The organism is Zoogloea sp. (assembly GCF_041908905.1).
In the GTDB taxonomy this organism is placed as follows: domain Bacteria; phylum Pseudomonadota; class Gammaproteobacteria; order Burkholderiales; family Rhodocyclaceae; genus Zoogloea.
Genome location: NZ_JAYREK010000002.1, coordinates 298,690 through 309,921, shown reverse-complemented (window position 1 = coordinate 309,921; position 11,232 = coordinate 298,690). Strand labels below are relative to the sequence as shown.

Below are 11,232 nucleotides of genomic sequence, written 5' to 3'. Positions count from 1 at the left end.
ATCCCGAACAGGACCGTGAAACGAGACCGCGCCAATGATAGTGCACACCCGTGCGTGAAAGTAGGTCATCGTCAGACTAACCCCATGCAAACCCCCTGCAGCAAACGCTGCAGGGGGTTTCGCTTTTGAACGCGAAAAATGCGATAAAACGTCCGAAAATTCACGGGAAAATTCAGGAATGCCTCTCTTTGGCAGGCCAGTAGCAGGCGTGCCCCCGCAGCAAAAAGAGGCGACAGCGCAAGCTTGGCCGTGCTGCGAATTCCTGGCGAGGAAAGGGCAGGCACGCATGGTTACATGCTTTTCTTGATTTACAGGCTAAGCTGAAAGTGAAAAAAGAGGCTTTGCTGAGCCGGTCGCAAGCTTCGTTGTAATGCCTGCCGGCGGTGAGAGGGGGAGGCCATGGAACGTCCCAGTGGATTGCGGACTTGCCTGTATGCTGCGATACAGCTGGATGCCGTGATGGAAAACATGGCGCGGCAGGCTGCTGGTCTGCTGGCAGGTAAGGGCTTGATCGTCGTTGTCGGTATCCTGCGGCGAGGCGCGCCGTTGGCTGACCGCTTGGCTGAGCTCTTGGTCAAGCGCTTTGGCTTGCCGGCTCCCCTGCGCCTCGACCTCTCGGTCAAGCGCTATGCCGATGATCTGACCTTGCTCTATCCGGAGACCCGGCTCACCGAGGAGGCGGCCCACGAGGCGCTGGATCTTGAGGGCTACACGGTACTCCTGGTGGATGACGTGCTGTACACGGGGCACTCCTTGCTGAAGGTGGTAGGTTATCTGGCCCGTAAGAAACCGGCAGAGATTCGTGTTGCGATGCTGGTCGACAGGGGAGGGGCACGCCTCCCGTTCCGAGCGGATGTGCTCGGGCTGCGTCTCGAGATCGCGCCTCCGGACATCATCGAGTGCAATGTTCCGCCCTACGAACCCGAGTTCAAGATTGAGCTGCTGAAGCTCGAATCCACGAGGGCGTGACTGCCGCTACAGCAGCGGTGCGTTCTATCGATTTACCGGGTTGCCAAGGAGGGCGCGCCGTAGGCAGAGCCTCCGCTGCGTTCGGTGCTGCATGTTCGTGAATGAATGTGCCGCTCATGGTGAACGCGCGATCGTGCTCAGTGGCCCTTCGATCTGGAGGCGGTATGTTGGTTGGGTGCCGCAAATTCGCGCCGTAGCTTTGCCAGCCGGGCAAGGCCTGCCGCAACGCTGGCATTGAAAGTGCCGGCGGGTATCTCGCCTTGCTCGGTGGGTGTCCCGGCCGGCAGCCCGGTGAGCAGTTCAAGGGCATCATCCACCGTGCTGACAGCCCAGATATGGAATTGGCCGGCGCGGACGGCATCAAGCACTTCCCGTTGCAGCATCAGGTCTGTCAGGTTGGCCGTCGGGATCAAGACGCCTTGCTCTCCCGACAGGCCACGGGCTGCGCAGATATCGAAAAAGCCTTCGATCTTTTCGTTGATCCCTCCGACCGCCTGCACCATGCCGAACTGATTCACCGACCCGCTGACCGCCAGTGACTGGCGCAGGGGCACGTGCGCAATGGCGGAAAGGAGCGCGGTAAGTTCGGCCAGGGATGCGCTGTCGCCTTCCACGCCGCCATAGGATTGCTCGAACACCAGGCTCGCCCGCAGGGACAGCGGCATGCGGGCGCCGAAACGGGAGGCCACGAAGGACGACAGAATCAGTACACCCTTGGAGTGGATCGGCCCGCCGAGCTTGACTTCGCGCTCGATGTCGATGACTTCGCCATCGCCGATCCGGGCGGTGGCGGTGATGCGCACCGGGTGGGCGAAGCGGCTGTCGCCGAGCTCCACGACGGCCAGCCCATTGACCTGACCGACGTGGCTGCCGGCGGTGTCCACCAGCAGGGTGCCGCGCAGGATCTCGTCCCGGTAGCGCTCGCGGATGCGTTCGTGGCGCTGCCGTTGGGCTGCCAGGGCGGTTTCGATGTGTTCGACGTCGATCCGCGCTGCTGCAGCGGTGGTGGCGAAATGCGCGGCTTCGTGGAGCAGGTCGTCCAGCGGCTGGGTGCGGGTGACGAGGCGCTGGGAGTCGCTGGCCAGACGGGAGGCGTGCTCGATGAGCCGGGCGACCGCGGCTGCGGTGAGCGGCGGAAGCCCGGCGCGGCTAGCCAGGGTGGCGATCAGCCGGGCATAGGCGGCGGTGTTCTCGGTGGAGCGGGGGATCTCGCTCTCCATGTCGGCGTTGATCTTGAACAGGGCCGGAAACTCGGGGTCGTACTGGCTGAGGAGGTAATAAACCAGACGCTCGCCGATCAGCACCACCTTCAGCTCGAGGGGCATCGGCGCGGGTTCGATCTGGACGGTGCTGGTCAGGCCGATCAGGTCGGAGAGCGATTCGATCCGCACTTCGCCGGCGCGCAGGCAGCGCTTCAGCCCCTCCCAGGCGTAGGGCTGGGAGAGCACCTTGACCGCGTCGAGGACGAGGAAGCCGCCGTTGGCGCGATGCAGTGCGCCGGCGCGGATCAGCGTGAAGTTGCTCATCAGGGTGCCCATGTGCACCACGTGTTCGATGCGCCCGACCAGGTTCTGCAGGGTCGGGTGGTCTTCGTAGACCACCGGCCGGCCGCCATCCGGCGGGTTCTCGACGAGGAGGTTGACCAGGTAACGCTGCACCGAGATCGAACCGGAGTAGGTGGTCGTTTCGGTGTCGTCCTCGTTGTGGACGCTCTCGCGCAGGGATTCCCCGCTCTCGATGATGTCCTGCAGGGTGGCTTCGAGGTAGGCGCCGACCTCCGGCAGGTCGGCGTAGGCGGGCTTGAGGTCTTCGATGAGGTGGGTGACCGTGGTACGGAGGGCCTCGCCGCCGGCCTCCTTGACACGGTTCTGCATCTCGCGGCGCCAGCGGGGGAAGTCGTTGAGCAGCTTGTGCAGCCGTTCGTGCATGGCCTTGATGTGGCCAGTCAGCTCAAGCTGGCGCGCTTCGGGGAGCTGCTCGAACTCCTCCTGGGACATGGTGGCCTCGGCGCTCTTCATGGGCACGAAGGCGAAGCCGTGGGGCGTGCGCAGGAAGGCGACCTCCAGTTCGCCCGCGGCGTGGCCGAGTTCGTGCAAGGCGGCTTCCTCGCGGCGCTTTTCTTCTTCCTGGATGGCGTCGATGCGGCTGCGGTATTCGTCGCTCTCGAAGACCGCCGAGATGGCCGGGATCAGCTCCTCGACGAAATGCTGCATGTCGTCCCGCAGCCGGGCGCCCCGCCCGCCCGGCAGGCGCAGCAGGTTCGGGCGGGTCGGGTTGGCGAAGTCATTCACGTAACACCAGTCGGCCGGCGGTTCGCCGTGCTTGCGCTCGGCCTCGAGCAGCTGGCTGATGATGGCGTGGCGACCGCTGCCGGTCTCGCCGAGCACGAACAGGTTGTAGCCCGCGTGGGGGATGTCCAGCCCCAGATGCATCGCGTTGACCGCCCGGGGGTGGATCAGCGCGGCGTTGAGTTCGGGGAGCTCGTCGGTGTTCGCAAAACCGAGGGAAGCCGGGTCGCAGGTGGCGTAGAGCTGTTCCGGCGGCAGCGGTGTGAGCATGGGGCAGCCTCGCTTTCTTGTTTGGTGAAAGCATAAACCCAGCGGCGCCGTCGTGGCGGTTCTTCGACGGCTCGGGAGGCCGGCTCCGCTGCCTCAGGCGGGGGCGTCCTCCGCCTCCCGCTCTTCCAACTGCAGGGCCCACATCTGGGCATAGGCGCCGCCGCGGTTGAGCAGCTCGGCGTGGGTGCCGCGCTCGATGATGCGGCCCTGGTCGAGCACGATGATCTCGTCGGCGTTCATCACCGTGGACAGGCGGTGGGCGATGACCAGCGTGGTGCGGCCGCGGGCGGCGGCGTCGAGCTGGGCCTGGATGGCTTTTTCGGTGCGGGAGTCGAGGGCCGAAGTGGCCTCGTCGAAGATCAGGATGTCGGGGTTCTTGAGCAGGGTGCGGGCGATCGCCACGCGCTGCTTCTCGCCCCCCGACAGCTTGAGGCCGCGCTCGCCGACGCGGGTCTGCCAGCCTTCGGGCAGGCGGGCGATGAAGTCTTCGAGCTGGGCGGCGCGGGCGGCGGCCTCGACCTCCTCGCGGCTGGCCTCCGGGCGGCCGTACTGGATGTTGTAGAACAGGGTGTCGTTGAAGAGCACGGTGTCCTGGGGGACGATGCCGATCGCCGCGCGGAGGCTGTCCTGCCCGAGGTCGCGGATGTCGTGGCCGTTGACCCGCACGGCGCCGGCCTGCACGTCGTAGAAGCGGAACAGCAGCCGCGCGAGGGTGGACTTGCCGGAGCCCGAGTGGCCGACCACCGCCACCGTGGCGCCCGCCGGAATCGTGAAATCCACGTCGTGGAGGATGGGCCGGCTCGGTTCGTAGGCGAAGCCCACGCGCTCGAAGCGCACCTCGGCGGGGCCCCGGGCGAGCTGGGCGGCGCCGGTGGCGTCGGCAACCTCCCGGTGGGTGCCCATCAGGCCGAACATGCGTTCGATGTCGGTGAGGGACTGGCGGATCTCGCGGTACAGCACGCCCAGGAAGTTGAGCGGCACGTAGAGCTGGATCAGGAAGGCATTGACGAGGACCAGGTCGCCGAGGGTCATGCGCCCTTCGGCCACACCCAGTGCGGCCCGCCACATCATGGCGGTGACGCCCACGGCGATGATCGCCGCCTGGCCCATGTTGAGATAGGAGAGGGATTTCTGGTTGGTGATCTGGGCCGCGGTCCACTTCTGCAGCTCGGTGTCGTAGCGGCGGGCTTCGAAGGCTTCGTTGTTGAAGTACTTCACCGTCTCGTAGTTGATCAGGCTGTCGATGGCGCGGGCGTTGGCGGCGGAGTCCAGTTCGTTGGCTTGGCGACGCAATGCGGTGCGCCAGTTGGTGACCTTGAAGGTGAACACCACGTAGAGGCTCAGGGTGACGAGGGTGATGATCGCGAAGCTCGGCTCGTACTTCACCAGCAGGATGCCGATCACCAGGCTGATCTCCACCAGCGTGGGCAGGATGGAATACAGCGTGTAGCTGATCAGCGAGCCGATCGAGCGGGTACCGCGCTCGATGTCGCGGGTCAGGCCGCCGGTCTGGCGTTCGAGGTGAAAGCGCAGCGACAGGGCGTGCAGGTGGCGGAACACCTGCAGCGAGATCTCCCGCACGGCCTGCTGGGTGACCCGGGCGAAGACGATCTCGCGCAGCTCGGTGAACATCGACGTGGAAAAACGCAGCGCTCCGTAGGCCGCCAGCAGTGCCGCCGGCACGACGATGACCGCCTGTTCGCGGGAGATGTCGAGTCCGTCCACGATCTGCTTGAAGATCAAGGGTACCGTGACGTTGGCGAACTTGGCGGAGATCAGGCACCCGAGGGCGAACATCACCCGCCACTTCCAGGCCCACAGGTAGGGCAGGAGCTTCTTGATGGTCTGCCAGTCGTGGCGTTCGCCGTTGGCGGGGCTGGGGGGAGGGCCGGAAGGGGAGCGTCGCATCGTGATGTGGGTGGGTTGTGGGCCGGGCTTCAGCCCGGCTGAGGAGTCGGTTGTGGGATGGCCGGCCTTCAGTCGTCCGCCGCCAGCCGCAGCGCGAGCCCGACGAAGAGCAGGCCGCACAGGCGGTCGATCCAGGGGCCGAGCTGCGGGTGGCGGCTCAGCAGTCCGCCGATGCTGCCGGCGGCGAGGGCCAGGCTGCCGAAGATCACGATCGTCTGGGCGATGAAGACGAGGCCCAGGGCGAGCATCTGCAGGGTCAGGCTGCCCTGCGCCGGGTCGGAAAACTGGGGCAGGAAGGCCAGGAAGAACAGCGCCACCTTGGGGTTGAGCGCATTGGCGACGAAGCCGCGGGCCAGATCCCGCTGCCAGGGGTGCTTCGGCATGCCGCTCGCCGGCGCCAGGGTGCCGCCGCTGCGGAGCGCCTGGATGCCCAGCCACAACAGCCAGGCCGCACCGGCCAGCTTGAGCCCGAGGAACAGGCCGGGCGAGGTGCGTACCACCGCGGCGACGCCGAGGGTCGCCCAGGCGATGTGGGTGACACAGCCCGCCGCGCAGCCCAGGCCGAAGGCCAGGCCGGCCCGCCGCCCGTGGGCCAGGCTCTGGCCAATGACCATCAGGTTGTCGGGGCCGGGGGCCAGGGTGATCAGAACGGAAATCCCGAGGAAGGCGAGCAGGGTGTCGAGGCTGGGCATGGCGCCCGATTCTGGGCGGGCGGGGCGGGGGAGTCAATCGCCCAGGCCGGCCCGCGCCGCGGCGGGCGCATGGCCAGCGGGGCCGGATTGGGGAACAATGCGGGTTTCCGAGCCCTGTCGGGCGGCCTCTGCGCCCGCTGTTTGCCATGTTGAACATCGAAATCGTCTCCGACGTCGTCTGCCCCTGGTGCTTCATCGGCCTGCGCCGCTTGTCGGCGGCCATCGAACTGGTCCGCCAGGACACCCCCGGTTTTGCCTGTCGCAAGCGCTGGCTGCCCTTCTTCCTCAACCCGGACACGCCGCCCGAAGGTGAGCCCTATCTGCCCTTCCTGATCAACAAGTTTGGCGGCCGCGAGCGGGTGGAGGCGATCTTCGCGCGCATTCGCGAGGCGGGCCGGGCCCACGGGCTGGATTACGCCTTCGAGAAGATCCAGGTGCGTGCCAATACGCTGGATGCCCATCGGCTGGTGTATTGGGCCCAGCAACAGGGTGATGCCGAGAGGCTGGTCGAAGGCTTGTTCGTCGCCCAGTTCCAGCGGGGCGATAACGTGGGAGACCGCGCCGTGCTGGGCCGGGTCGCCGCCGAGGCGGGCTACGACGCCGGGGCGGTGGCGACGTGGCTGTCGTCGGAGCAGGGGCGCGAAGAGGTGCTGGCCGAGGAGCGGGCTGTACGGGCCCTGGGGGTGACTTCGGTGCCGACTTTCATCTTCGACCGCCGCCATGCCGTCGTGGGCGCCGAAGACCCGGCCGTGCTGGCCGAGGCCATCCGGCACTGCTGGAAGGCTTGAGACGATGGGCATTACCGCCTTCCAGGCCCTGGCCTGCCCGCTCGATGGCGACCCCCTGCTGCGTCAGGGCACGAGCTGGCGCTGCGCTGCAGGCCACAGCTTCGACATCTCCGCCCAGGGCTACACCCATCTGTTGCCGGTCCAGCAAAAGCGCTCCCGAGATCCGGGGGACAGCAAGGAGATGGTGGCCGCCCGGCGGCGCTACCTGAACGCGGGTTTCTACCGGCCGATTGCTGCGCTGGTGAGCCGCGCCGTGCTGGTCGGCCTGCCCGCCGGCCGGGCCGCGGCCTGCCTGGATGCCGGCTGTGGCGAGGGTTACTACCTGCGCGAGCTGGCGGCGGCAGCGGGGGAGACGCACGACCTGGCCCTGCTGGGCCTCGACATCTCGAAATGGGCGGTGTTGGCCGCGGCAAAGCAGGACAAGCGGCCCTGCTGGGTCGTCGGCAGCAACGCCAACCTGCCGGCGCTGCCTGCCAGCCTCGACCGGGTGCTGTGCATGTTCGGTTTTCCGGTATATGCCGAGTTCGCCCGGGTGCTCAGGCCCGGCGGCGAGCTGCTGCAGGTGGATGCTGGGCCCGATCACCTGCGCGAGCTGCGGGAAATCATCTACCCGCAACTGAAACCCGAGCGGCCTGCGGAGGCGTCTGTTCCGGCGGGCTTCGAGGCGCTGCCCGGTGAGAGTCTCACCTATACGCTTGAGCTGGCCGGGGCCGCGGTGATCGCCGACCTGCTGACGATGACGCCCCACCTTTACCGGGCCAGCGCCGAGGGGCGGGCGAAGGCGGCGGCGCTGACGGCCTTGTCGCTCACCGTGGATGTGCGCCTGACGCGCTGGCGGCGCGCGGCTGCGGGAGGCGGCGAGGCATGAGGTTGGGTGAGCCGGCGCGGCCGTGGGCCCGGGGAGATCTTCCCGCGCATGCCCTCGGTAAGGCGGCTGGCTGGCAGCCCTCTGGCCGCGCCGCACTGACCTTGCCGTGCCCGGTGGGGGGGGCCGTCGCAGGTTTGGCTTCATTCCCACATTGCCCGCATCCGGGCGGCGAGATCGATCGCGTTCTGCCGCGCGCCGTCTGCTGGAGGGGCCGTTTGGGTAGGCTCGGCGGGTGGCCAGCTCAGCTGGTCGAAATACCCGAGCAGGCGATTGGGGATGAAGCGGGTCCGGCTGGCATGGACGTGGCGGTCGCCGGTGGCGGCCTGGCCGGTGACGTAAAAGCGCTGGGGCACCAGCAGGTCCAGGTGGTCCTTGGCGCGGGTCATGGCCACGTAGAGCAGGCGCATTTCTTCTTCGATCTCGTGCTCGCTGCCGGTGGCCAGGTCTGAGGGCAGGCAGCCGTCCACGGCGTTGAGCAGTGACACCGCCGGCCATTCACGGCCCTTGGCCGAGTGGATGGTGGAGAGGATCAGGTAGTCCTCGTCGAGGAGCGGTGCGCCCGACTCGTCGCTGGTGGCGTCCGGCGGATCGAGGGTGAGTTCGGTGAGGAAGCGCTCGAGGTTCGGGTAGGTGGCGGCGATGCGGGCCAGCTGCTGGATATCGGCCTGGCGTACCGGGGCGTCGTCGAAGAGGCGTTCCATCTCGCCTTCGTACCACTGGGCGAGGTGCTCGATGGGGGCCGGCCAGGTGGTGCTGGCACGCAGGCTTTCGAGCAGCCCGGCAAAGGCCTGCCAGGCGCCGCGGCTGCTTTCGGGCACGGGTTGTTCGGCCAGCAGCAGGCAGCCGGGCGGGGCAGACTGGAGGTTGTCGAGGATGCGGCCGGCGGTCTTGGGGCCGAGGCCGGGCAGCAGCTGGATGGCCCGGAAGCCGGCCACGCGGTCGCGGGGGTTTTGCGTCCAGCGCAGGATGGCCAGCAGGTCCTTGACATGGGCGGCCTCCAGAAACTTGAGGCCGCCGAACTTCACGAAGGGGACGTTGCGCCGGGTGAGCTCGATCTCGAGGCGCATGCTGTGGTGGGCGGCGCGGAACAGCACCGCCTGGGCCTTGAGCCTGAGTCCGGCTTCCCGCCGGGCGAGCACCTGATCCACCACCCAGGCGGCCTGGTCGGCCTCGTCGCGCAGCGATACCAAGCGGGGTTTTTCGCCGGACATACGCTCGCTCCAGAGATCCTTGCTGAAGCGCTCCCGGGCCTGGGCGATAACGGCGTTGGCGGCAGCGAGGATGGGCTGGGTGGAGCGGTAGTTGCGATCGAGGGTGATGCGCCGGGCGGGCGGGTCGAACTGGCCCGGAAAGTCGAGGATGTTGCGCACCGTGGCGCCGCGGAAGCTGTAGATCGACTGGGCGTCGTCACCCACCACGGTGAGGCCGCGCCCGTCGGGCCGCAGGGCCAGCAGCAGGCCGGCCTGGAGGCGGTTGGTGTCCTGGAACTCGTCCACCAGGATGTGGCTGAAGCGGCCGCCCACCTCGCGGGCGAGCTCGGGTTCGGCGAGCATCTGGGACCAGTAGAGGAGCAGGTCGTCGTAGTCGAGCACCTGCTGGGCCTGTTTGGCCTCGACGTAGCCGAGGAAGAGTTCGCGCAGCTCGGCGGCCCAGCCGGCACACCAGGGAAAGCGGGTCTGCAGGACCTCGGTGAGGGAGGCCTGGGTGTTGACCGCGGCCGAGTAGATGGCCAGGCAGGTGCCTTTGAGCGGAAACCGCTTGCCCTTGGCGGACAGGCCGCGCTCGTGGCGGACGAGGTTCATGAGGTCGCCGGAGTCCTCGCGGTCGTGGATCGTGAAGGCCGGGTCGAGACCGATGCGGCCCGCAAACTCGCGCAGCAGGCGCGCGCCCACGCTGTGGAAGGTGCCGGCGTAGGGAAAGCCGGCCTGGGCGAGCCGGGCGTGGCGGGGCGAGACCCGGGCGGTGATGCGCTGGACGCGACGGATCATCTCGTCGGCGGCGCGACGTGAGAAGGTGAGCAGCAGGATCTGGCCGGGGTCGGCCCCCTGGGCGAGGAGATGGGCGACCCGGTGGGCCAGGGTGTTGGTCTTGCCCGAGCCGGCGCCGGCGATGACCAGCAGCGGACCGGCGTTTGTGTGGGGGACGGTGCCGTGCAGCGCAGCGTCGAGTTGGGTGGCGTTGAGGCCGGCGAGGTAATCGGGCGGGGCTGCCGGGGTGAGGAGTGGGGCGCGGTCGTTCATCGGGCGCGCTCCCGGCTGCGGTGGGCGGTTGCCCGTTGGGCCGGTGTTGCCGGGCCGTGGCGGTGGGAGCAGGGGAGGCGGATGGGCATGATGAGATCCTTGTTGACTGTAATCATATACAGCCGACTGAAAATCTCAAGGTTCATTTTGGCTCCCCGCGCCGCACGGGGAGGCGGCGGGGCGGGGCCCGACTGAACGAGGCCGGGCGGAGGCAGGCTCAGGGGGCCATGCTTATAGGGGCTGGCTCAAGGGCGCAGGGCCGCCGCGTGGTGACGCAGGTGGGCTTCGATGAAGCTGGCGATGAAGTAGTAGCTGTGGTCGTAGCCCGGCCGGCGGTGCAGTTGCAGGGGGTGCCCGGCGGCGCGGCAGGCGGCTTCGAGGGCTTCGGGGCGGAGCTGGTCGGCGAGGAAGCCGTCGGCTTCGCCCTGGTCCACCAGCAGGGGCAGGCGTTCGGGGGCGGTGGCGATCAGCTCGCAGGCGTCCCAGGCAAGCCAGGCGTCGCGGTCGTCGCCCAGGTAGCGGGAGAAGGCCTTCTGGCCCCAGGGGCAGTCGATGGGATGGACGATGGGGGCGAAGGCGGACACCGACACGTAGCGGCCCGGGTTGCGCAGGGCGCACACCAGCGCGCCGTGGCCGCCCATCGAGTGGCCGCTGATGCCCCGCCGCGGGAGGAGGGGCAGGGCGCCTTCGACGAGGGCCGGCAGCTCATTCACCACGTAGTCGTGCATGCGGTAGTGGGTGCTCCACGGGGCCTGGGTGGCATCCACGTAGAAACCCGCGCCGTGGCCGAAGTCCCACGCGCCGTCGGGATCGCCGGGCACGGCGGGGCCCCGCGGGCTGGTGTCGGGGGCGACGATGGCGATGCCGAGTTCGGCGGCGGTGCGCTGGGCGCCGGCCTTCTGCATGAAGTTCTCGTCGGTGCAGGTGAGGCCCGACAGCCAGTACAGCACCGGCACCGGGCCGGCCTCGGCCTGGGGCGGCAGATACACGGCGAACACCATCTCGCAGCCGAGGCTGCGCGAGGTGTGGCGGTAGCGGCGGTGCCAGCCGCCGAAGCTGCGGTTTTCGGAGACGAGGGTGAGGGTCATGGTGGTGGCCTGCAGGGTGGGGCGATGCTGCGGGTCCGGGCCGGTCGCCCGGCTGCCGGGAGGCGGCGGGGCCGTCCGGTAGCGCGGGGCCGGGCCCGGGAGGGGCGGGTTTAAGGCCCGG

Annotated in this window: 8 protein-coding genes; 3 read left to right on the top strand and 5 right to left on the bottom strand. The window is 68.3% G+C overall.

Annotated features, from left to right (window positions below; translation table 11 throughout):
- Positions 1-399: 399 nt before the first annotated feature.
- Positions 400-969 (top strand): phosphoribosyltransferase family protein, encoded by a 570-nt coding sequence (locus ACE3OU_RS03200; protein WP_374240089.1) that lies wholly within the window; start codon positions 400-402, stop codon positions 967-969.
- A gap of 137 nt (positions 970-1,106) precedes the next feature.
- Here ACE3OU_RS03200 and ACE3OU_RS03195 read toward each other — a convergent pair whose 3' ends face one another.
- The 3 genes from ACE3OU_RS03195 to ACE3OU_RS03185 all read right to left on the bottom strand — a co-directional run bounded on the left by ACE3OU_RS03195 (position 1,107) and on the right by ACE3OU_RS03185 (position 6,127).
- Entirely contained in the window at positions 1,107-3,527 is a 2,421-nt protein-coding gene (locus tag ACE3OU_RS03195) for a Lon protease family protein (RefSeq protein ID WP_374240088.1), read from the bottom strand.
- 93 nt (positions 3,528-3,620) lie between these two features.
- A complete protein-coding gene (locus ACE3OU_RS03190; protein WP_374240087.1) occupies positions 3,621-5,435 on the bottom strand; it encodes an ABC transporter ATP-binding protein/permease in 1,815 nt (604 codons plus the stop codon).
- Positions 5,436-5,503: 68 nt separating this feature from the next.
- Complete coding sequence (locus ACE3OU_RS03185; protein WP_374240086.1) at positions 5,504-6,127, bottom strand: LysE family translocator; 624 nt, start codon at positions 6,125-6,127, stop codon at positions 5,504-5,506.
- A gap of 146 nt (positions 6,128-6,273) precedes the next feature.
- Here ACE3OU_RS03185 and ACE3OU_RS03180 point away from each other — a divergent pair, with 146 nt between their 5' ends.
- On the top strand, positions 6,274-6,915 hold the full coding sequence (locus ACE3OU_RS03180) for a DsbA family oxidoreductase (RefSeq protein ID WP_374240085.1): 642 nt from the start codon (positions 6,274-6,276) through the stop codon (positions 6,913-6,915).
- 4 nt (positions 6,916-6,919) lie between these two features.
- Positions 6,920-7,783, top strand: a complete 864-nt coding sequence (locus ACE3OU_RS03175; RefSeq protein WP_374240084.1) for a putative RNA methyltransferase — start codon at positions 6,920-6,922, stop codon at positions 7,781-7,783.
- Between the two features lie 140 nt (positions 7,784-7,923).
- Here ACE3OU_RS03175 and ACE3OU_RS03170 read toward each other — a convergent pair whose 3' ends face one another.
- A complete protein-coding gene (locus ACE3OU_RS03170) occupies positions 7,924-10,023 on the bottom strand; it encodes an ATP-dependent helicase (protein ID WP_374240083.1) in 2,100 nt (699 codons plus the stop codon).
- Between the two features lie 245 nt (positions 10,024-10,268).
- Positions 10,269-11,111: an S-formylglutathione hydrolase gene (fghA, locus tag ACE3OU_RS03165; protein WP_374240082.1), complete on the bottom strand. Its 843-nt coding sequence runs from the start codon at positions 11,109-11,111 to the stop codon at positions 10,269-10,271.
- Positions 11,112-11,232: the final 121 nt, after the last annotated feature.